The sequence below is a fragment of the Bacillus sp. AG4(2022) genome, assembly GCF_031844465.1.
Lineage (GTDB): Bacteria > Bacillota > Bacilli > Bacillales > Cytobacillaceae > Bacillus_AB > Bacillus_AB infantis.
In genome coordinates this window covers 498829-521146 of sequence record NZ_JAUZVH010000003.1, presented here as the reverse complement: position 1 = coordinate 521146, position 22318 = coordinate 498829, and the positions used below count along the sequence as shown (strand labels likewise).

Genomic DNA, 22318 nt, shown 5'->3' with positions numbered 1-22318 from the left:
AGGTTCCCATGAAAAAGATAGCAGTATTTGCTTCCGGGGGCGGAACCAACTTTCAGGCTATAATAGATGCTGTAAAAAGCGGCGGACTGGATGCGGATATCCGGCTTTTGGTTTCTGACAGGCCGGGAGCTTATTGCCTGGAGAGGGCAGAAGCAAGTGGAGTGCCGAGCTTTTCCTTCCGTGCAAAAGAGTTTGAAAGCAAGCAGGCATATGAAGAGGAAATTCTCGTCAGGCTCAGGGAGTGCGGAGCTGAATTCATCATTCTGGCAGGATATATGAGGCTGATCGGTGAGGTTCTCCTTGCCGAATATGAGGGAAGGATTGTCAATATCCATCCTTCACTTCTGCCCTCCTTTCCGGGAAAAGATGCCATCGGACAGGCACTCGCAGCCAGGGTGCCGATGAGCGGTGTAACGGTTCATTATGTGGATGCCGGAATGGACACAGGGCCAATCATTGCCCAGCAGTCTGTGAAGCTTGATGAAGCCGAGACGAGGGAGAGCCTGCAGGAAAAAATTCACCGGATTGAACACAGATTGTATCCTGCTACTTTGAAAAAGATATTTGCAGAAGATGCAGCAAGGATCAGCAGCAGTAAATAAGGACAGTCAACAGGAGGAATTCAAATTGAAAAAGCGAGCGTTAATCAGTGTGTCAGACAAAAACGGAATTGTCGATTTTGCCAAGGAGCTCGCCAGTCTTGGCTATGAGATCATATCAACGGGCGGCACAAAGAAAGCACTCCAGGAAAGCGGCGTTGATGTAATCGGGGTAACCGACGTCACCGGATTCCCGGAAATTCTTGAAGGCCGCGTTAAGACTTTGAATCCGATGATTCATGGGGGCCTTTTGGCAAAATTCGATCAGCCCGGGCATCATGCCCAGATGGAGGAGCATGGAATTGATCCGATCAGCATCGTCTGTGTTAATCTGTATCCTTTCCAGCAGACTATCGCCAAGAGCGATGCATCAGTCGAGGATGCGATTGAAAACATTGATATCGGCGGACCTGCCATGCTGCGCGCATCTGCAAAAAATCACCAATATGTCACAGTGGTCATCGATCCCTCAGACTATGGAACCGTCCTTTCGGAACTCAATGAAAACGGTGAAACCCAGCCCGCAACACGCCGCAGGCTTGCAGCGAAGGTCTTCCGCCATACAGCTTCCTATGACAGTCTGATTGCTGAATATATGACTAAGCTTGCAGGTGAAGAGAATCCGGAAAAAATGACTGTTACATACGAATTGAAACAAACGCTGCGCTATGGCGAGAATCCTCATCAGAAGGCTGCTTTTTACCGGAAGCCCCTCGGCTCTGAATTTTCAATTGCCAATGCAGAGCAGCTTCATGGGAAAGAGCTTTCCTACAACAATATCAATGATGCAGAAGCTGCACTGCAGATCGTCAGGGAATTCAAGGATCCGGCTGCTGTTGCTGTGAAGCATATGAATCCTTGCGGCGTCGGAACGGGCAAAGATACTTATGATGCATTTACAAAAGCATTTGAAGCAGATCCTGTTTCCATCTTTGGGGGTATCATTGCGCTGAACCGGGAAGTGGATGCTGAAACTGCAAAGAAGCTCCATGAAATTTTCCTTGAAATTGTCATTGCTCCGTCCTATTCGGAAGAGGCGCTAGAAATATTGACAGGCAAAAAGAATATCCGCCTCCTGACCATTCCCTTTGACGTGGAAAAGAAGGAAGAGGCAAGACTGACCAGCATAGAAGGGGGACTTCTCGTTCAGGAATATGACCGCTATTCCCTGGAGGATGCCACCGTTACTGTTGCAACCAGGAGAGAGCCGACAGAGGAAGAATGGGCGGCGTTAAAGCTTGGCTGGAAGGTTGTTAAGCATGTGAAGTCCAATGCGATTGTCGTGAATAACAAAGAGATGACTTTAGGCGTCGGAGCTGGACAGATGAATCGTGTCGGAGCGGCCAAAATCGCTCTGGAGCAAGCAGGTCACCGTGCAGAAGGAGCAGTGCTCGCTTCTGATGCGTTTTTCCCTATGGATGATACTGTTGAAGCGGCAGCCAAGGCAGGCATCACTGCCATCATCCAGCCTGGCGGCTCTATCAAGGATAAGGATTCTGTGAAAAAGGCAGACGAATATGGGATTGCGATGGTATTAACAGGAGTAAGGCATTTCAAACATTAATCAGGGAGCTGATGGATGGTGAACGTATTAGTCATCGGGCGCGGCGGCAGGGAGCACAGCATCTGCCGGAAAATGAGCGAAAGCCCGTCTGTGGATCAAGTGTATGCAGCACCAGGGAATCACGGAATGGCAGATTGTGCCATTCAGGTTCCGATAGATGAAATGAATTTTCCGGAGATAGCAGCCTTTGCAAAGGAAAATGAAATCGGACTGACAGTCATCGGCCCGGAGGCACCGCTTCAGGCAGGGCTGGCAGACTTCCTTGGCAGTCTGGGAATGAAGGTATTCGGCCCGAAAAAAGAGGCAGCTGTCATTGAAGGAAGCAAGTCCTTCGCCAAAGAGCTGATGGAGAAATACGATATCCCTACTGCAGAATATCGGGCATTCACTGATTATGAAAAAGCAAGGAGCTATCTTAATGAAAAAGGGGCTCCCATCGTGATTAAAGCAGATGGGCTTGCGGCAGGCAAAGGAGTCACGGTCGCCATGACCCTCGATGAAGCCCAGCAGACGCTGGAAGAAATGATGGTAGGTGCCCGGTTCGGGGAAGCCTCTGCGAAGGTAGTCATTGAAGAATTCCTTGAAGGGGAGGAATTCTCCCTGATGGCTTTTGTCAACGGAAGCACGGTGGTGCCGCTTGAAATTGCCCAGGACCATAAGCGGGCATATGATGGTGACCTTGGGCCGAACACAGGCGGGATGGGTGCCTATTCACCAGTCCCTCACATTGGCGATGCTGTGGTGGAGGAGGCCGTACGGACAATCCTTGAGCCGGCGGCAAAGGCGATGGAGCTCGAAGGCCGAAGCTTCTGCGGCGTGCTGTATGCAGGCCTGATCAATACAGGGCAGGGCCCGAAGGTCATCGAATTCAACGCGCGCTTCGGTGATCCGGAAACCCAGGCAGTGCTTCCCAGGATGAAGTCGGACCTGGCTGAAGCCATGCTGGCTGTGATTGATGGCGGGAAGCCGGAAATAGATTGGGATTCCCAATTTGTGCTTGGTGTCGTCGCTGCTTCCAAAGGCTATCCGGAGTCTTACGGAAAGGGAGACGTGCTGAAAGGGCTCAGTGAGCTGGATTCTTCCTTGTTTGTCTTCCATGCCGGCACAAAACAGAATGAAGACGGTGAGTTTGTGACTGATGGAGGACGGGTGCTTCTCGCCGGCGCCAGGGCCGAAAGCCTTTCAGAGGCGCAGGAAAAAGTCTATGCCGGGCTTGAAAAGCTTCAGTGCGACGGTGTTTTCTACCGCAGGGATATAGGCGGCAGGGCTATCGCGCGCCTTTCTTCCCGGACTTCCTTATAAAAGCGTAAAGAATTGCGACGATGCTGCCGATCAGGATGATCAGCACAAACGACATATCGGTAACATACTCAAGAAACATTCATATCATCTCCTTAAGATTCAAAAGCGGCAGGCACCTTTATACAGGTGTCCGCCGCTTTCTTTTTTCTCATTTAAGCGTGTTATTCTGCATCAGGGTCTTTTCAAGCATGGCCAGATCCTGATCGTTCAGGTCCTGTTTGCTCCCGCCAGCCTGGTGTTCATGATGCTTCTGTTCAGAATGATCTTTCCGGCTGCCGCTTTCATTCATCATATCCTGTCCGCGGTCAAGCATGGCTGTCACCGGACAATAGCGGACAATCCCTTCTGCCACCTTCATGGCCCCAAGCATAGCCATTACCAAATAAGAATCACGCCAAGGCATTTTTACCAGCTTCGCGGTGCTCCAGGAAAGGACGGTAAGACCGATGGTGATGCGGATAAGAGCATTCAAGATGCCGATGTTCTGCTTGATCTTCATGACTTCTGCACTCCTTCACAAAATTTTCAATTTCTTTACAATTCTTTAATGCGTTAAACAGTGAAATATGTTAGTATAGATAGAACAGCTCTGAAAGGGCTTTCTTTTTTAGAATCTGATCTTTTAAGATCTTTTTAAAATATAACTAAGCCGTCTCAGCGGCATCGTAAACGGAGGGGACATTGTTGCTCGAACAGCGGTATCGGTGGAAAAACAAACAAATTAGGGAACAGGTCTCCGTTCTGGATGGAAAGCTTGCCCCGACTATGCTTTTGAAAAATGCCACATACTTAAACCAAGTACTGAATAAATGGATTACCGCCAATATCTGGATCTATGACGACCGGATTGTCTATGTCGGAGAGAAGCTTCCCGCACGGACAGACGGCTGTGAAATCAGGGACTGTCATGGCGAATGGCTTGTTCCAGGCTATATTGAGCCCCATGCCCATCCATTTCAACTTTATAATCCCCATTCTCTGGCGGCCTATGCATCACAACTCGGCACAACGACACTCATCAATGATAATATGTCGCTTGTTTTGCAGATGGATAAAAAGAAAGCGTTTTCTTTTTTGAGGGAGATGCGCAATATTCCTTCTACGATGTATTGGTGGTGCCGGTTTGATGCTCAGACAGAGATTCAAAATGAAGAACAGGCCTTCTCCCATGGAAACATCAAATCCTGGCTTGAACATGACGCCGTCCTGCAGGGCGGGGAACTCACAGGGTGGCCGCGGCTTTTGGACGGCGATGATATGATGCTTCACTGGATACAGGAAGCTAAACGGATGCGCAAGCAGATTGAAGGGCATTTCCCGGGTGCATCGGAAAAAACACTGGCGAAGATGATGCTCTTTGGCGCAGACTGCGACCATGAAGCGATGACAGGAAAAGAGGCTTATGACCGGCTCATGCATGGATATACGGTATCCCTTCGCCATTCCTCCATCAGGCCGGACCTGCCTAAGCTGCTGGAAGAAATTCATGAGCTGGGAATTAATATGTATGACCGGTTTATTTTTACGACGGATGGTTCGTCCGCTTCCTTTTACGAGCAAGGCATGATTGATCATATGATCAGGATTGCCATCGAAAAAGGGGTGCCTGTAATAGACGCTTATAATATGGGGACGATCAATCCCGCCCGCCATTATAACATCGACTATCTTCATGGCAATATCACGACAGGCAGAATTGCCAACATCAACTTCCTTGAAGATGAAAGAAACCCCACACCGGTTTCTGTCCTGGCGAAAGGCAAATGGGTCAAAAAGGACGGCAAAGAAGTGGAAGGTGCTTACGGCTGGAATACCTGGGAGGAACATGGCTTTGAAAAGCTGGACATTGACTGGAGCCTGACGGGTGATGATATGCAATTCTCCATGCCGTTTGGGATCAAAATGGAAAACGCAGTGATTACAAAACCGTATTCCATCTCCATTGATGTTTCCTATGAAGAGCTGTCAGAAGATCATGATGAATGCTTCTTCATGCTTGTTGACAGGAAGGGCAAATGGCGGATCAACACCATGCTGAAGGGCTTTGCCAGCAGGATTGGGGGCATGGCGAGCTCGTTCTCCAATACCGGGGATATCATCCTGATCGGGAAGAACAAACAGGATATGCTGACAGCCTTTGAACGGATCAAAATGCTCGGCGGAGGGATTGCGATTGCCGGAAATGGAACGATTGAATGCGAGGTCGAGCTTCCGCTGAATGGAGGGATGTCCGCAAAGGCCGTTCCAGACTTGATAGAGGATGAAAAGAAGCTGCTGAGGCTGCTCGAAGAAAAAGGGTACAGATTCGAGGACCCGATCTATTCGCTCCTCTTTTTCTCATCAACCCATCTTCCGTACATCCGGATCACTCAGCATGGAATGTATGATGTCATGAATAAAACGGTACTCTTTCCAACGATAATGCGTTAAAATATAAAAGAATAGACTATAAAGATAGATAGGGATCAACAGGGGTGAAAAAGATAAAGAAGTGGATGATGCTTTCAGCAGCAGTGCTGATGCTTATTTCAGGGTGCAGCAAGTCAAATGATGAGGCAGAGCCTGGAAAAGGGAATAATCATGCTCCGGTTGAACAACCTTCCAAGGAAGACGAAGGACAGGAAACAGTGGCAGAATCGCCGTATGCCTTTCCGCTGACAGGGGTTGGCACAGAGAAGGAAGCCGCTGGCCGTGCCGTCGCAGTGATGATCAATAACCATCCGGCTGCAAGACCGCAATCCGGACTTCCGGAAGCTGATATTGTTTATGAGCTTTTAGCGGAAGGGGATGTGACCAGGTTCCTGGCCATATACCAAAGTGAACAGCCGGAGAAGATCGGTCCGGTCAGGAGTGCCCGTGATTATTACATCGAGCTTGCCAAAGCATATGATGGGCTTTATGTCTGCCACGGAAACAGCCCGGACGCGAAGGAGCTTATGGACAACGGCTATATCGACCATCTGAATGGTCTTTATTATGACGGGACCCTTTTTCAAAGGGCCGGTTTCCGCAAGGCGCCGCATAACTCGTATACCTCTTATGAAAATATTCTGAAGGGGGCAGCGGAAAAGGACTATGAAATGGAAGAAGCCCCCGGTCCCCTCAGCTTCATGACAGCTGAAGAAGCAGGGCAGCTCACAGGCGAAGAAGCAGAGAGTGCAAAAGTTTCGTACCTTTCAAACGAAACATTCTCGAGCACCTATGAATACGACAGGAATCTAGATAAATACAAAAGATATTCCAATGGCGAACTGACCGCTGATTATGACAGCGGCGCCCCCGTCCTGATTGACAATATATTCATCATAGAAGCCTCCCACAAAATTGTTGACAGTGCAGGCAGGCGTGAGATTAACTTAACATCTGGGGGAAGAGGCTATCTTCTTCAGAAAGGCCTCCTCAGGGAAGTTGAGTGGAAAAATGAAAAAGGAAGGCTGCTTCCTTATATTGATGGAAAGGAAGCACCGCTGGTCCGCGGAAAGACATGGATCAATGTTGTTCCATCAGACCCTGGCCTCGGCCAGGCAGTCAGCTTGAATGAATCTAATTAAATCTTAAAAAATATGGTTTAAATAAAGGAGACCCCATATGCAAATTGAAAAACTTAGAGGCAAAGAACTGGATCAATTGTTCAAATCGGTCCTGTCCCTAAAAGACCTGGAAGAATGCTATCGATTCTTCGACGATCTTTGCACGGTAAATGAAATCCAATCTCTTGCCCAGCGCCTTGAGGTTGCCCGGATGCTGCGCGAAGGAAAGACCTATCATAAGATCGAAACAGAAACAGGAGCAAGCACGGCAACGATTTCCCGTGTAAAACGCTGCCTGAATTATGGCAATGACGCCTATGAAATGGCCCTTGAGCGCATCAAGGACGAAGAAGCACAGGCCGCAGCAGAATAATTGATGTAAAGCCGCAGGATGAAGATCCCGCGGCTTTTTCTTTAGGAAAAGCCAGCATTCCGGTCTGCGCTTTTTGTTTTCGCTGCCGCCCCGCATCCTGCAGGCATGACTTGCCTTCTTCCATCAATATGCAGGAAAAGTCCTCCCTGCTTTCCTTTTTGATTCCAGTGTCTAATGCTATAATGTTGTAATGGAATGATAGAATGGAGGCAAGTATGCATGTATGATGTTCGCGAGTGGCGCCACGCCTTTAAACTCGATCCCAATAAAGAAATTTCTGACCGGGACCTGGAGCGGATCTGCGAATCAGGGACGGATGCTGTAATAGTCGGAGGAACAGACGGCATTACACTTGAAAAGGTGCTGGACCTCATGGCAAGAATACGCCGCTATACGGTGCCCTGCGTGCTCGAAGTTTCGACGATTGAGTCAGTTACTCCGGGCTTTGATTTGTATTTTATCCCGTCTGTCCTGAACAGCGGGGACAGCAAATGGATCACCGGGCTTCATCATCAGGCGGTCAAGGAATACGGCGAGATCATGAGCTGGGAGGAAATCCTTGTCCAGGGCTATTGCATCCTGAACAGCGAATGCAAGGCGGCAAAGCTGACAGAGGCGAAGACGGATCTGGATGCAGAGGATGTTGTTGCATACGCCATGATGGCAGAGAAGATGTTCCATCTCCCAATCTTCTATCTCGAATACAGCGGGACATATGGCGATCCCGGGCTTGCGGCTGAAGTCAAGCGCACACTGGAGGAAACAACCTTTTTCTACGGCGGAGGAATCTCGTCTGAAGCACAGGCAAGGGAAATGGCTGAAGCAGCGGACGTCATTGTTGTCGGCAATATAATATATGAAAATCTAGATGAAGCTCTAAAGACAGTTTTGCCTAAATAAAGTTGCTTGCAGAGGGACTTAAGGATACACTAACTATAAAGAACATATGTTTGTTTGGCGGTGAATAAAAAGATGCAATATTTAACGGATAAACTATTAAACGGATTGAATGCCCAGCAGCAGAATGCTGTAAAGGCAACGGACGGGCCGCTGCTTATCATGGCCGGTGCGGGAAGCGGAAAGACGAGGGTGCTGACCCACAGGATTGGATACCTGATGGTTGAAAAAGGGGTAAACCCGTATAACATCCTTGCCATCACCTTCACTAACAAGGCGGCAAGGGAAATGCGCGAGAGGATCCAGAACATGATGGGGGGAGCAGCCGATGATATTTGGATTTCAACGTTCCACTCAATGTGTGTGCGGATTCTCAGGAGAGATATAGACAGAATCGGCTTTAACCGTAATTTCACGATCCTTGATACAACAGACCAGCAGTCTGTCATCAAGGCGATCCTCAAGGAAAAGAATCTGGATCCCAAAAAATACGACCCGCGTGCGATTCTGGGCAGCATCAGCTCGGCGAAGAACGAACTGATCGACCCGGAGGCATATGCAAAGGCGGCCGGCGGCTACTTCGAGCAGATCGCAAGCGATGTATACACAGAATATCAAAGACGCCTCCGCAAAAATCAGGCGCTGGACTTTGATGACCTGATCATGACAACGATCCAGCTATTCCAGCGGGTGCCTGAGGTGCTGGAATATTATCAGCGCAAATTCCAATATATCCATGTTGATGAGTATCAGGATACAAACAGAGCACAATATATGCTTGTAAAGCTGATGGCAGACAGATTCAAGAATCTTTGCGTGGTCGGGGACTCCGACCAGTCAATCTATCGCTGGCGCGGAGCTGACATTGCCAATATCCTGTCATTTGAAAAAGATTACCAAAATGCCCGCACGATCCTCCTGGAGCAGAATTACCGTTCAACAAAGCGGATCCTGCTGGCTGCCAATGAGGTGATTGCCAAGAACCTCAACAGGAAGGCCAAGAATCTCTGGACAGAAAATGCAGAAGGCAATAAACTGTTCCATTACCGCGCCGACAGCGAGCAGGGTGAAGGCCAGTTTGTCGCTGGGAAAATCAAAGAAATGGTCGACAGCGGCAAACGGAAGTATTCCGAGATCGCCATCCTTTACCGGACCAATGCCCAGTCACGTGTAATGGAGGAAGTGCTGCTTAAATCAAACATCGAGTACTCCATTGTCGGCGGCATCAAGTTCTATGACAGAAAAGAAATCAAGGATATCCTTGCCTATCTGAGGCTGATTGCCAATCCTGATGATGACATCAGCCTGCAGCGCGTGATCAATGTGCCAAAACGCGGCATAGGCTCAGGGTCCGTGGACAAAATCGCCAATTTTGCGCAGATGCATGATATGACGATGTACCAGGCACTCGATGCCCTTGACCTGATTGGCCTGAGCCCGAAAATCACGAAGGCGGCAACCGAGTTCCGCGATCTGATCAGAAGCTACGAACAGATGCAGGAATATTTGTCTGTAACTGAGCTTGTAGAGGAAGTGCTGGAGAAGTCCGGCTACAGGGACATGCTGAAGGCAGAGAAGTCAATTGAAGCCCAAAGCCGCCTGGAGAACATCGACGAGTTCCTGTCTGTAACGAAAAACTTCGAGGACGGCAGCGAAGATAAAACACTCGTCGCTTTCCTGACAGACCTGGCCCTTGTTGCAGACATTGACAAGCTTGAAGACGATGGCACAAAGACCGATAGTGTCGTCCTTATGACGCTTCACTCCGCAAAGGGGCTGGAATTCCCCGTTGTATTCCTGATCGGGCTTGAGGAAGGCGTCTTCCCTCACAGCCGCTCCCTCATGGAAGAGGCGGAAATGGAAGAAGAACGCCGCCTCGCCTATGTGGGAATCACCCGTGCAGAGGAAGAATTATTTATAACCAATGCCCAGATGAGGACATTATTCGGACGGACGAATATGAATCCTCCATCACGCTTCATCCAGGAAATCCCGGCAGACCTTATCGAAGGGATCGAGCCGAAGAAGGCATCACCTTCTCCATTTGGCAGCCCGGCAGCAGGAGGACGGCAACTATCATCCTCAGCACCGCGGCAGGCTATGCGCAAGGCCGTGGTCAAGCCGGCTGTTGCCTCGACCGGCGGGGATGCCCTTGGCTGGCAGGTCGGAGACAAAGCCGTCCATGGAAAATGGGGCACCGGAACAGTTGTCAGCGTAAAAGGCCAGGGAGAAGGAACAGAGCTCGATATCGCCTTCCCGAGCCCGACCGGCATCAAACGCCTGCTTGCAAAATTCGCTCCGATTACAAAAGGATGATACAGTACAGAAATATAGGAAAAAAAGCATAATTGCTGCGGAGCTGCCAGGCCTAATTGGAGGCGGGCAGCGGCCGAGTTTTTCTAAAGGTAAGAAAGTTTATTTTTTATCTTCGATTACTGTCTAGCTCCAGCGCCTACCCCCTCGAGGTCACAAGCCAATCCTCCCAAAAAGGCAAAGAACGCCTTTTAGGGAGGATCGTCTTGAGGCCCCCAGGATGGGGGTCATGCAGACGTTGCCACAGGACGTGGCGTTCTTAGTCTGCGTTCCTTTAGGGAGCAAGGCGCTTGCGCTTTTCTAATGAAAGGGCTGGAAAATATGGACCTTCAAAATGCCGAAGCAAGAGTAAAAGAACTGCATAATCTGCTGAATCAATATGGCTATGAATATTATGTCCTTGATAAGCCGTCAGTGCCGGATTCTGAGTATGACCGGCTTCTGAAAGAGCTGATGGAGCTTGAAAATGAACATCCTCAGCTGAAAACCGCTGATTCCCCTACCCAGCGGGTCGGCGGCGAAATACTCGATATGTTCGAAAAGGTCGAGCACCAAACACCTATGCTGAGCCTTGGCAATGCCTTCAACGAAGAAGATCTGCGCAGCTTTGACCGCCGGGTGCGGCAGACTGCAGGAGAAAATCTTTCTTATGTGTGCGAGCTGAAAATTGATGGCCTGGCCGTCGCCCTGAAATATGAGGATGGGCTGTTCATCCAGGGTACGACAAGGGGGGACGGGACGATCGGAGAGGATATCACCGTAAACCTGCGGACAATCCGCTCCATTCCCCTCCGCCTTTCAGAGCCTGTATCCATTGAGGTGCGCGGGGAAGCATTCATGCCTGGCCGTTCCTTTGAAGCATTGAATAAAGGGAAAGAAGAGCGGGGCGAGGAGCCGTTTGCAAATCCGCGCAATGCGGCTGCAGGCTCCCTTCGCCAGCTCGATCCCCGCATCGCCGCTTCCCGAAATCTTGATATCTTTTTATACGGGATATCAAACACTGGCGATACAGGTGTAGAATCACACAGTGCCGGACTGGATTATCTGGAAACACTCGGATTCAAGACGAACAAAGAGCGCAGAAAATGCGCCAGCATAGAAGAAGTTATTGAATATGTCAGCAGCTGGACCGAGAAGCGGCCTAACCTGGATTACGATATAGACGGAATCGTCATCAAGGTTGACTCGCTTGCACTTCAGGAAGAGCTGGGTGCAACAGCGAAAAGCCCGCGCTGGGCGATTGCTTATAAATTCCCTGCTGAAGAAGTGGTCACCACTTTAAGGGATATTGAGCTGAGCGTCGGACGTACCGGCGTTGTCACTCCTACAGCCCTGCTTGAACCGGTCCGTGTCGCCGGGACAACTGTCCAGCGTGCATCACTTCATAATGAAGACCTGATCCGTGAAAAAGACATCAAGATCGGTGACAAGGTCGTCGTCAAGAAAGCCGGAGATATCATCCCGGAGGTTGTCAATGTGCTGGCTGAGCAGAGGACAGGAGAAGAGCGAGAATTTATAATGCCGACACATTGTCCTGAGTGCGGAAGCGAGCTGGTCCGCCTTGAGGGTGAAGTGGCCCTGCGCTGCATCAATCCGAAATGCCCGGCCCAGATCCGTGAGGGGCTGATCCATTTTGTCTCCCGGAATGCGATGAATATTGACGGACTTGGCGAAAAAGTGGTCAGCCAGCTGTTTGCAAAAGAGCTGATCAAGGATGTCGCTGACCTTTATAAGCTCACTCATGAAGCTTTGATCGGAATGGAGCGCATGGGCGAAAAATCAGTCAATAATCTGGTGCAGGCCATTGAGGCATCAAAGCAGAACTCCCTTGAAAAGCTGCTGTTTGGATTAGGAATCAGGCATGTAGGCGCCAAGGCAGCCAAAACGCTTGCCCAGCATTTCAGCAGCATGGATAACCTGATGGCCGCCTCTGAAGATGATCTGACGGCGATCAATGAAATCGGCGGTAAAATGGCTGGCGCAATTGTCGCATTCTTTGAGCAGGAAGAAGCGAAGGAGCTTATCCGCGAATTAAAAGAATCAGGCGTCAACATGGAATACAAAGGGCCGAAGCCGGTTGCGGCAGAGGACTCCGACTCGTTTTTTGCAGGAAAGACGATCGTGCTGACAGGCAAGCTTTCCATATTGAGCCGAAATGAAGCAAAAGAAAAGATCGAAGCACTGGGCGGAAATGTTTCCGGAAGCGTCAGCAAGAAAACGGACCTCCTGATTGCAGGCGAGGATGCCGGCTCCAAGCTGGCGAAAGCCCAGGACCTGGGAATTGATATTTGGAATGAGGAGCAGCTGGTTGAAGAATTAAATAATTAAGAGGTGTAAAAGCAGTGAGAAGAACATCAATAATCGCCTTGTCCCTTGTCCTTTTGCTGACAGGCTGCGCCCCAAACTTCCAGAAGCAGGAGGAAGTGGTGCAGGAGCAGGATGACTCAAAGGAAAATGCGATTATTCCAAACTATAAGATCTCGGATCAGTACTATCGTACGATCCTGCCTTTTAAGCCCGGGGAAGCACGCGGATTGGTCGTCAATAATATCAATACGAGATATGACCTGAATGAATTTGAGACAGGCCTCATGAGAGTGGCCCAAAACTCATTCGATCCTGATAAGTTCTTTTTCCAGGAAGGCCAGTATCTGAAAAGAGATATGGTCAGCAAATGGCTGAGCCGCAAATATACGGCCGCGCAGCTGAAGGAAAAGAACCTCGAGGAAGAAGACAATCTTGGCCTGAATCCGGTTGATGATGAGAAAGGCGACATCAAATCGAGGGAAGAAAGAAACCCGATTTACCTTGCCCATATCCTTGAGCATAACTACCTCCTGAAAAATGAAGATGGCAAAGCCTATCTCGGGGGAGTCGTCATCGGTCTCGCCATGAACTCTGTACACTATTACAGAACAGTGGAGTATGGAGACGTTTTTGAGAAAAAAATCGATCACGCCACCCTTGAAAAAGAAGGAAAGCAGATTGCCGATCAGGTATTAAGCAGACTCCGCAGCATGGACGAGCTTAAAAATGTACCGATCACCATCGCCCTTTTCGAGCAGGAAAGCAATAAATCAGTCGTGCCTGGCACTTTCTTTGCCTATGCCCAGGCGGACAAAGGAAGCAGCAAGCTAGGCGGCTGGGAAAACGTAGATGAAGAATATGTGCTATTCCCATCCCCTGGAGCCACCGAAGATCACAGGGAAGACGTCACCTCATTCCTTAACTTCAAGCAGGACGTCGAAAAATACTTCCCGAACTTCAACGGGGTCATCGGGAAAGCCTTCTATGCTCAGGATCAGCTCCAGGAGCTGAACATTGAAATCCCGATTCAATTCTACGGGAAAGCAGAAGGCATAGGCTTTACCCAATATGTGACCGGACTCGTCATGAAGCATTTCCCTGACTATATATCCGTCCAGGTCAGCGTCACCTCCGTCAACGGCCCGGAAGCACTCATCGTCCGGAAAGCCGGAGACCAGGAACCATTTGTGCATATTTATCAGCAGTAGAAGAGACAAGCAGCCGGTTGGGGGGCTGCTTGTTTTTTTTGTGGGGCGGGAGCGGTAAAAACTCCTGTTCGATAATATATTTGTTAAATCGATAATAAATCCTCAATTTCGATAATATAAATGGAGTTTCGATAATATATCCACAAATTTGATAGGATACCACTCTTATTAGAATTAGCTTCCATTTTTACAGTCTAAAATAAAGGAATTTTTTACTTGCGTGGAGTATTCTTACGATACTAAGACAGAAGGGAGCTATTATGATTATAAAAAATAAAGAAATGCCAATTTCTTTGGAAAAACTGCAGGCACTTTATAAGAGAACTCCATTTACCCATCATAAATACAAGCTAATAAAAGAAAACCTTGCAAAGCAGTCTGCTGGCTATAAAGGTGAGCTTTCTCTGGCTTATCCGCTTAGCTTACTTTCTGATAAGAAATATTATATATTTCATGACATCCGATTATTGGCAGGTATTCATAATTTTCAGCTGGATGCCCTGCTGCTATCGCGTAAATTCATAGTTTTATTGGAAGTTAAGAATATAACAGGAACCCTATACTTTGATCAATATTTTCACCAGTTGATACGCACTCAGGAAGATAAAGAAGAAGCATTTCCGGATCCGCTTACCCAAATAAGCAGACACACATTTTTAATGAAAAAATGGTTGAAGTCTCAAGGGTTTCCGGATATACCAATAGAATCATTCGTTGTTATCAGCAGCCCCTATACCCTCATTAAAACTTCTCCCGAAAACCAGTTAATCTCCCGCAATATACTTCGAAGCGATTATATACCGATTAAGTTTATCCAAATGGATTTACATTATAAGACAGATGCTTTAAGCCAAAAGGAGCTTGAAAAATTATCCGGAATAATATTAAAGAATGATAATCCCGGAACTATCGACATCCTGAAACAATATGGAGTGGCAAGAGGAGAATTGATCAAAGGGGTAGAATGTCCATTATGCAAAAGGATGCCTATGGACAGGACACATGGCAATTGGCAGTGTCCAGCATGCGGGATAAAAAAACCCGACCTTCATCTATCTGCATTAAAGGATTATAGTCTCCTTATTTCATCGTCTATCACAAGCCGTGAAGCCAGGGATTTCCTGCTTTTCAGTTCAAAACCGCTTGCTACAAGACTATTGCGCCCTTTTTCCAGTTCTGGCAGCAACAAAGGAAAGATATATCATCTTGACATTAAAACACACTGAAAGAAAGAACTTTTGGAAAAATAAACATTTCTCAGAATGTTGGAGATAAATAGAAAGTCATGTTAAAATGGAACCTGGATGTAAACGTTTTAGTACATAGGAGGCGTTATAAATGGTACAACCTTACAAGCATGAACCTTTTACTAATTTTTCTGTTGAAGAAGAGCGCGAGGGCTACCTGCAGGGATTAAAGACTGTTGAGGGCTATCTTGGCCAGGATTATGATCTGCTGATTGGCGGAGAGCGCGTGTCGACTGAAGATAAAATAGTTTCCTATAATCCTTCTAATAAAGAAGAAGTGATCGGCCGTGTATCAAAGGCGACGCAGGAGCATGCCGAGCAGGCAATGCAGGCCGCTGTTGAAGCTTTTAAGACTTGGAGAAAAGTGAAGCCTGAGACGCGTGCTGATGTGCTTTTTAAGGCAGCAGCGATTATCCGCCGCCGCAAGCATGAGTTCTCTGCTTTGCTGACAAAGGAAGCGGGCAAGCCTTGGAATGAGGCTGATGCAGATACAGCGGAAGCAATTGACTTCCTTGAGTACTATGCACGTCAAGCTCTGAAAGTGAAAGACGGCATGCCAGTGAACAGCCGTCCGAATGAATATAACCGCTATGATTATATTCCATTGGGCGTGGGCATCGTTATTTCACCTTGGAACTTCCCGCTTGCCATCATGGCTGGTACGACTGTGGCTGCGATTGTTGCCGGAAACACTGTACTGCTGAAGCCGGCTTCAACTACTCCTGTGGTTGCAGCGAAATTCGTTGAAGTCATGGAACAGGCAGGCCTTCCGAAGGGCGTCCTGAACTTTGTACCTGGAAGCGGTGCAGAAGTGGGCGACTATCTGGTTGACCATAAGGACACTCGCTTTATTTCATTCACAGGATCACGTGATGTTGGTCTGCGCATCAATGAACGTGCTTCTAAGTTGAATGATGGCCAGATCTGGCTGAAGCGCGTGATTGCGGAAATGGGCGGAAAAGATACAATTGTTGTTGACAAAGAGGCAGATCTTGAGCTTGCTGCACAGTCAATCGTTGCTTCCGCATTCGGTTTCTCCGGTCAGAAATGCTCAGCCTGCTCACGCGCAGTGGTGGTAGAGGATGTGTACGATCAAGTGCTTAACCGCGTGGTTGAGCTGACAAATGATCTGACACAGGGCAACCCGGAAGACAAGAGCAATTTCATGGGTCCTGTTATCGACCAGAATGCATTTGACAAGATTATGAGCTATGTTGAAATCGGCAAAGAAGAAGGCAAGCTGATGACAGGCGGAGAAGGGGACAGCTCTAAAGGCTACTTCATCAAACCGACTGTGTTCGCTGACCTTGCTCCTGATGCACGTTTGATGCAGGAAGAAATCTTTGGCCCGGTTGTAGGCTTTACAAAGGCTAAAGACTTTGACCATGCATTGGAAATTGCCAATAATACAGAGTACGGCTTAACAGGTGCGGTCATCACTACGAACCGTGAAAACATCCAGAAAGCGCGCGAAGATTTCCATGTCGGGAATCTGTATTTCAACCGCGGCTGTACAGGAGCAATCGTTGGATACCAGCCATTCGGCGGTTTCAACATGTCTGGTACAGATTCAAAAGCTGGAGGACCTGATTATATCCTTCTGCATATGCAGGCGAAGACAACTTCTGAAATGTACTAATCCGGACTGCCGGACATGCCCGCATCCCAATATGGGATGCGGGCTTTTTGCTTGTTAAGGAATTTATAAATTGTGGATGATTAGTATTTCTTGATCAACGTCCAGCTCCAGCGCCTACCCCCTCGAGGTCACAAGACGAACCTCCCAAGAAGGCAACAAACACCTTTCCGGGAGGTTCGTCTTGAGGCCCCAGGATGCGGGTCATGCAGACGTTGCAGCAGGACGTGGCGTTCTTAGTCTGCGTTCCTTAGGGTGATCAAGGCGCTTGCGCTCTTCTAGTAGGATAGTCATGTTTTTATCTTAATATTTATACTATTAAATTAATTGTGTATAATTTTATTAGTTTTACCCTCTTAAAGCCGCTTGGTAGGAGGGTGGAACAGGAATTAATCAATCGTTTGATGAAGAGGCTTTTACTAAAAAAATGGAGGTGACGGGAGATGGGCTTGAGCGGGATGACGATTTTCTGGCTGTTTGTGCCGATGCCGGCATTGATTTTGCTTTCTATCGTTACGTATTTTACGGAGAGGAGAATGGAAAGATGATGTCTACGGCTACATTGGTTACTTTTATTGTCTATTTGGCCGGGATGCTGGCAATTGGCCTGTTTTTTTACCGGATGACCAGCAATCTGTCTGATTACGTTTTAGGCGGGAGGAGCCTGGGGCCGGGTGTAGCAGCGCTAAGCGCCGGGGCCTCTGACATGAGCGGCTGGCTTCTCCTGGGATTGCCGGGCGCGGCCTATGTTTCAGGATTTTCTGCTGTCTGGATCTGCATCGGCCTATCTGCAGGCGCTTATTTGAACTGGCAGTTTGTCGCAAGAAGGCTGAGGGCCTATACAGAGGTTTCACGAAATTCCATTACGATTCCTGATTATCTTGAGAATCGCTTCAGGGACCATTCAAAAGTGCTGAGGGTGATTTCTGCATTTGTTATTTTATTATTTTTTACCTTTTATGCTTCATCAGGAATGGTGGCAGGAGGCAAGCTGTTTGAAAATTCCTTTGGGCTCCAGTATGAAGCGGCCTTGTGGATCGGAGCCATTGTCATCATTTCCTATACTTTCCTTGGCGGCTTTCTCGCAGTAAGCTGGACTGACTTTGTGCAGGGAATCCTGATGTTCATTGCTCTTCTCATTGTCCCGATAGCGGCCATCAGCGAAGTCGGCGGATGGAGTGAGGCTGTTGATAAGGTGGGAAGCATTAAGCCGGACGGCCTTGATGTTTTTGCCGGCACTACTGCAATCGGGATCATATCTTCTATGGCCTGGGGCCTCGGTTACTTTGGGCAGCCGCATATCATCACCCGTTTTATGGCATTGAGATCAACCAGGGATGTTCCGATGGCAAGGCTGATCGGGATGGTATGGATGATTGCAGGGCTGTTTGGTGCTATATTTACTGGTTTTGCAGGCATTGCTTATTTTGCGGATACGCCGTTAAAGGATTCGGAAACCGTCTTTATGGATTTTAGCTCTCTGCTTTTCAATCCTTGGATCTCTGGCATTCTTCTTGCTGCGATCCTTTCAGCGATTATGAGTACAATTGATTCCCAGCTGCTTGTGTCCTCAAGTGCTGTGGCCGAAGATTTCTATAAGGCAGTCTTCAGGAAGGGAGCCGGAGAAAAGGAGCTTGTATGGGTCGGCAGGATCTCGGTCATTGTGATTGCCCTGATTGCCATCATTCTTGCCATGAACCCGGAAAGCTCTGTCCTTGATCTTGTGAGCTATGCGTGGGGCGGATTTGGCGCAGCATTCGGTCCAGTGATTATCCTGTCGCTTTTCTGGAAGCGAATGACAAGGAATGGGGCACTCGCAGGGCTTATTTCCGGAGCTGCCACTGTTGTCATTTGGGAAAAATTGAAGGGCGGCATCTTTGATTTATATGAAATTGTTCCTGGCTTTCTGGTATGTACTGCAGCCATTATTATTTTCAGTCTGGCATCTTCTTCACCGTATAAGGAAATTGAAGAGGAGTTTGAAAAGGCAAAGGCATCCTCTTTTGATTGAAAAAATTCATCTATTGAATGGCAGGCTATTATGGCCTGCTTTTTTATATTCCAGAGAAAATGATGACTTAATTTTATAAATTTAGATGAATAGATACTCGTGTATAACCGTTTTCTTAATTATATATGCAGATTTAGTGAATAAATATAAAAGGTATTACGGAAAACTGAATTTTCTCCCTGTTCTGATTATGTATCTGTGTTACGCTTATTAACGGCTGTTAAACGGCGGGAGTGAGGATTGTTTTCTTTCAGTATTTTTTCAAATGATGATCCCTGCATAAGGTTGCAGAAATACTGCATAGAAAATGATGCTCGTATTTAAATATCTTAGTTATGGAAAGGAGAATGCTTTAAAACAATGGAAACGGCTACGTTAATTACTTTTATTGTGTATTTAATTGGAATGCTTGCAATTGGACTTATTTCTTATAAACTGACAAGCAATCTGTCTGACTATGTTCTCGGAGGTAGAAGCCTTGGGCCTGGAGTGACAGCCCTTAGTGCTGGTGCTTCTGATATGAGCTCCTGGCTGCTGCTTGGACTCCCGGGCCTTGCTTATGCAACAGGACTTGATTCTATTTGGATGTGTGTAGGCTTAATTATTGGTGCTTATCTCAACTGGAAATTTGTTGCTTCCAGGCTGCGTGCCTATACGGAGGTTGCGAATGACTCCATCACAGTCCCCGACTTTTTCGAAAACCGCTTTAAGGATGGATCACGGCTTCTCCGTGTTATATCCGCTCTCGTCATATTAATCTTTTTCACCTTTTATGCTTCATCGGGTCTGGTAGGAGGAGCCCTGCTTTTCCAGGAGACCTTTGGGATGACGTATAATACAGCTCTGCTGATTGGGGCGATTGTCATCATTTCCTATACTTTCCTTGGCGGCTTCCTGGCTGTCAGCTGGACTGACTTTTTCCAGGGCCTTCTGATGTTCCTGGCACTTGTGATTGTACCGATTGTGGCTTTCGCAAAGCTTGGCGGGTGGGGAGAAACGATTGATACAGTCCGGTCCATCGATCCGTCTTATCTGGATCCAATTGATACGATGTCAGGCCTGGGAATCGTTTCTCTGATGGCTTGGGGGCTTGGCTATTTCGGTCAGCCGCATATCATTACCCGATTTATGGCCATCAGATCTACAAAGGAAATTCCTAAAGCACGTTTTTATGGGATGTCCTGGATGACCATTTCCATTATCGGCGCCATTTTGGTCGGTCTTGTAGGAATTCCGTCATTTGCGGAAAACCCCCTGATCCAGGGAGACGTGGATAATAGCGAAAAGGTATTCATTTTCTTCGCCGATATCCTGTTTAATCCATGGGTATCAGGCATCCTGCTGGCTGCAATCCTGTCAGCCATCATGAGTACGATTGATTCCCAGCTGCTTGTATCATCGAGTGCTTTGGCGGAGGACTTTTATAAAGGCATCATCCGCAAAAATGCGAGTGATAAAGAGCTTGTCTGGGTCGGGCGCATCGGTGTCATCGTCATTGCATTGATTGCGATTCTTCTGGCTTATACCGGCAATCCGAAAAACGGAGGGGCTTCGATCCTCGATCTGGTCAGCTATGCATGGGGCGGATTCGGCGCTGCATTCGGTCCGGTTGTTCTTTTGTCCCTGTATTGGAAACGGATGACACGCAACGGCGCGCTTGCAGGTATGCTTACCGGTGCCATCACGGTGGTCGTCTGGAAACAGCTGACTGATAAAGAAATCATCCCGTTTGAGCTGTATGAAATTGTCCCTGGCTTCTTCCTCGCTCTTCTGGCCATTATAATCTTCAGCCTTATCGGCAATCAGCCGGACAAGGTGATCAGGGAAGAATTTGAAGAAGCAGTAGAGAGCGATCGGGATTAAACGGGAAAAAAGCTGATGAGATCTCTCATCAGCTTTTTTTTTTGCGGAAAGTTTCAGAAAATTTAACAAAAACTCTTTTCAATCTCTCGACAGCTGTTATATAATACAAAATGTAAATAATTATCTGTATTATAACATAAAGGAGGAGTTGGAGTGGTTACTAACACAGCTGCAGCAATTCAGGAGAAGTGGGAAATGGAGGATCGGTGGAAGGGAATTGAGCGTCCTTATTCTGCGGAGGATGTATTAAGGCTCCGAGGGACGGTTCAAATTGAACACACATTGGCAAGAAGGGGCGCCGATAAGCTGTGGAATCTGGTTCATGAGGAAGATTTTGTGAATGCACTGGGAGCACTGACAGGCAATCAGGCGGTCCAGCAGGTAAAAGCGGGTCTGAAGGCGATTTATTTGAGCGGATGGCAGGTGGCGGCAGATGCCAATCTTTCAGGCCATATGTACCCTGATCAAAGCCTTTATCCTGCCAACAGTGTTCCGCAGGTGGTCAAACGGATCAATCAGGCGCTGCAGCGGGCTGATCAGATTACACACAGCGAAGGTGACCATTCTATTGACTGGTTTGCCCCGATTGTTGCCGATGCAGAAGCCGGCTTTGGGGGGCAGCTGAATGTATTTGAGCTGATGAAAGGGATGATTGAGGCAGGAGCGGCTGGTGTCCATTTTGAAGACCAGCTTTCCTCAGAAAAGAAATGCGGCCATCTTGGCGGAAAGGTGCTCCTGCCGACACAGACAGCTGTAAAAAATCTGATCGCTGCCAGGCTGGCGGCAGATGTAATGGATGTCCCGACTGTGCTGGTGGCACGGACAGATGCCAATGCGGCTGATTTGATCACAAGTGATGTTGATCCATATGATCACGCGTTCATCATGGGTGAGAGGACACCGGAAGGCTTTTTCCGGACCAGGGCAGGGCTTGATCAGGCCATCGCCCGCGGGCTTGCCTATGCCCCTTACGCGGATTTGATTTGGTGTGAGACATCCGAACCGGATCTGGAGGAGGCGAGAAGGTTTGCAGAAGCCATCCATGAAAGGTTCCCGGGAAAATTGCTTGCCTACAACTGCTCACCTTCATTCAACTGGAAGAAAAAGCTGGATGATGAAACAATAGCGAAATTCCAAAAAGAGCTCGGCAGCATGGGCTATAAATTCCAATTTGTCACACTGGCAGGATTCCATGCTTTGAACCACAGCATGTTTGAACTGGCACGGGGCTATAAAGACAGGGGGATGGCTGCCTATTCCGAGCTGCAGCAAAGAGAATTCGCCAGCGAGGAATTCGGCTATACGGCCACCCGCCATCAGCGCGAGGTGGGCACAGGCTATTTTGACCAGGTTTCCATGGTTGTTTCCGGAGGCACATCCTCAACAACTGCGCTAAAGGGTTCGACTGAGGAAGATCAGTTTACGGTGTCCCAATAGCATTTTGATTTCCCTCCTTGGGCAAAGGAGG

At 48.1% G+C, this 22318-nt stretch carries 17 protein-coding genes; 15 read left to right on the top strand and 2 right to left on the bottom strand.

Annotated features, from left to right (window positions below; translation table 11 throughout):
• Positions 1 to 8: 8 nt before the first annotated feature.
• From purN to purD, 3 genes are read left to right on the top strand one after another with little or no spacing between them, the layout of a single operon-like run.
• Positions 9 to 602 carry a phosphoribosylglycinamide formyltransferase gene (purN, locus tag Q9R36_RS11530; protein WP_311225134.1) on the top strand — a complete coding sequence of 198 codons (594 nt, stop codon included), beginning with the start codon at positions 9 to 11 and terminating at the stop codon, positions 600 to 602.
• 25 nt (positions 603 to 627) lie between these two features.
• Positions 628 to 2163 (top strand): bifunctional phosphoribosylaminoimidazolecarboxamide formyltransferase/IMP cyclohydrolase, encoded by a 1536-nt coding sequence (gene purH / locus Q9R36_RS11525; RefSeq protein ID WP_311225133.1) that lies wholly within the window; start codon positions 628 to 630, stop codon positions 2161 to 2163.
• Positions 2164 to 2181: 18 nt separating this feature from the next.
• Entirely contained in the window at positions 2182 to 3465 is a 1284-nt protein-coding gene (gene purD / locus Q9R36_RS11520) for a phosphoribosylamine--glycine ligase (protein ID WP_311225153.1), read from the top strand.
• Here the strand turns inward: purD and Q9R36_RS26150 are convergent.
• Both Q9R36_RS26150 and Q9R36_RS11515 read right to left on the bottom strand, forming a co-directional pair.
• On the bottom strand, positions 3431 to 3544 hold the full coding sequence (locus Q9R36_RS26150; RefSeq protein ID WP_323131897.1) for an EYxxD motif small membrane protein: 114 nt from the start codon (positions 3542 to 3544) through the stop codon (positions 3431 to 3433). The two genes, purD and Q9R36_RS26150, sit on opposite strands and share 35 nt — an antisense overlap.
• Before the next feature lie 69 nt (positions 3545 to 3613).
• Entirely contained in the window at positions 3614 to 3964 is a 351-nt protein-coding gene (locus Q9R36_RS11515) for a YgaP family membrane protein (protein ID WP_009792556.1), read from the bottom strand.
• Positions 3965 to 4149: 185 nt separating this feature from the next.
• Here Q9R36_RS11515 and Q9R36_RS11510 point away from each other — a divergent pair, with 185 nt between their 5' ends.
• The 12 genes from Q9R36_RS11510 to aceA all read left to right on the top strand — a co-directional run bounded on the left by Q9R36_RS11510 (position 4150) and on the right by aceA (position 22287).
• Positions 4150 to 5895, top strand: a complete 1746-nt coding sequence (locus Q9R36_RS11510) for an adenine deaminase C-terminal domain-containing protein (protein WP_311225132.1) — start codon at positions 4150 to 4152, stop codon at positions 5893 to 5895.
• 53 nt (positions 5896 to 5948) lie between these two features.
• Positions 5949 to 7016, top strand: a complete 1068-nt coding sequence (locus Q9R36_RS11505) for a DUF3048 domain-containing protein (protein WP_483861649.1) — start codon at positions 5949 to 5951, stop codon at positions 7014 to 7016.
• Positions 7017 to 7053: 37 nt separating this feature from the next.
• Positions 7054 to 7368, top strand: a complete 315-nt coding sequence (locus tag Q9R36_RS11500; RefSeq protein ID WP_009792553.1) for a YerC/YecD family TrpR-related protein — start codon at positions 7054 to 7056, stop codon at positions 7366 to 7368.
• 219 nt (positions 7369 to 7587) lie between these two features.
• Positions 7588 to 8268, top strand: coding sequence for a heptaprenylglyceryl phosphate synthase (pcrB, locus tag Q9R36_RS11495; RefSeq protein ID WP_311225131.1), 681 nt, complete (start codon positions 7588 to 7590; stop codon positions 8266 to 8268).
• Positions 8269 to 8340: 72 nt separating this feature from the next.
• Positions 8341 to 10581, top strand: a complete 2241-nt coding sequence (pcrA, locus tag Q9R36_RS11490; RefSeq protein ID WP_311225130.1) for a DNA helicase PcrA — start codon at positions 8341 to 8343, stop codon at positions 10579 to 10581.
• A gap of 318 nt (positions 10582 to 10899) precedes the next feature.
• Entirely contained in the window at positions 10900 to 12906 is a 2007-nt protein-coding gene (gene ligA / locus Q9R36_RS11485) for an NAD-dependent DNA ligase LigA (RefSeq protein WP_311225129.1), read from the top strand.
• Between the two features lie 14 nt (positions 12907 to 12920).
• Positions 12921 to 14093: a CamS family sex pheromone protein gene (locus Q9R36_RS11480; RefSeq protein WP_022543261.1), complete on the top strand. Its 1173-nt coding sequence runs from the start codon at positions 12921 to 12923 to the stop codon at positions 14091 to 14093.
• Between the two features lie 260 nt (positions 14094 to 14353).
• A complete protein-coding gene (locus Q9R36_RS11475) occupies positions 14354 to 15319 on the top strand; it encodes a nuclease-related domain-containing protein (RefSeq protein WP_311225128.1) in 966 nt (321 codons plus the stop codon).
• Positions 15320 to 15431: 112 nt separating this feature from the next.
• A complete protein-coding gene (pruA, locus tag Q9R36_RS11470) occupies positions 15432 to 16979 on the top strand; it encodes an L-glutamate gamma-semialdehyde dehydrogenase (RefSeq protein ID WP_009792546.1) in 1548 nt (515 codons plus the stop codon).
• Between the two features lie 544 nt (positions 16980 to 17523).
• Positions 17524 to 18987 carry a sodium/proline symporter PutP gene (putP, locus tag Q9R36_RS11465; protein ID WP_311225151.1) on the top strand — a complete coding sequence of 488 codons (1464 nt, stop codon included), beginning with the start codon at positions 17524 to 17526 and terminating at the stop codon, positions 18985 to 18987.
• 360 nt (positions 18988 to 19347) lie between these two features.
• Positions 19348 to 20850 carry a sodium/proline symporter PutP gene (putP, locus tag Q9R36_RS11460; RefSeq protein WP_148950657.1) on the top strand — a complete coding sequence of 501 codons (1503 nt, stop codon included), beginning with the start codon at positions 19348 to 19350 and terminating at the stop codon, positions 20848 to 20850.
• A 153-nt stretch (positions 20851 to 21003) separates the two neighbouring features.
• Entirely contained in the window at positions 21004 to 22287 is a 1284-nt protein-coding gene (gene aceA, locus Q9R36_RS11455; RefSeq protein ID WP_101552116.1) for an isocitrate lyase, read from the top strand.
• Positions 22288 to 22318 lie beyond the last annotated feature (31 nt).

What these genes read in the sequence shown, in the direction of transcription:
- purN (WP_311225134.1), top strand. Translation starts at nt 9, where the DNA reads ATGAAAAAGATAGCAGTATTTGCTTCCGGGGGCGGAACCAACTTTCAG.
- Q9R36_RS26150 (WP_323131897.1), bottom strand. Translation starts at nt 3,544, where the DNA reads ATGTTTCTTGAGTATGTTACCGATATGTCGTTTGTGCTGATCATCCTG.
- Q9R36_RS11515 (WP_009792556.1), bottom strand. Translation starts at nt 3,964, where the DNA reads ATGAAGATCAAGCAGAACATCGGCATCTTGAATGCTCTTATCCGCATC.
- Q9R36_RS11500 (WP_009792553.1), top strand. Translation starts at nt 7,054, where the DNA reads ATGCAAATTGAAAAACTTAGAGGCAAAGAACTGGATCAATTGTTCAAA.
- pcrB (WP_311225131.1), top strand. Translation starts at nt 7,588, where the DNA reads ATGTATGATGTTCGCGAGTGGCGCCACGCCTTTAAACTCGATCCCAAT.
- pcrA (WP_311225130.1), top strand. Translation starts at nt 8,341, where the DNA reads ATGCAATATTTAACGGATAAACTATTAAACGGATTGAATGCCCAGCAG.
- ligA (WP_311225129.1), top strand. Translation starts at nt 10,900, where the DNA reads ATGGACCTTCAAAATGCCGAAGCAAGAGTAAAAGAACTGCATAATCTG.
- Q9R36_RS11475 (WP_311225128.1), top strand. Translation starts at nt 14,354, where the DNA reads ATGATTATAAAAAATAAAGAAATGCCAATTTCTTTGGAAAAACTGCAG.
- pruA (WP_009792546.1), top strand. Translation starts at nt 15,432, where the DNA reads ATGGTACAACCTTACAAGCATGAACCTTTTACTAATTTTTCTGTTGAA.
- putP (WP_311225151.1), top strand. Translation starts at nt 17,524, where the DNA reads ATGTCTACGGCTACATTGGTTACTTTTATTGTCTATTTGGCCGGGATG.
- putP (WP_148950657.1), top strand. Translation starts at nt 19,348, where the DNA reads ATGGAAACGGCTACGTTAATTACTTTTATTGTGTATTTAATTGGAATG.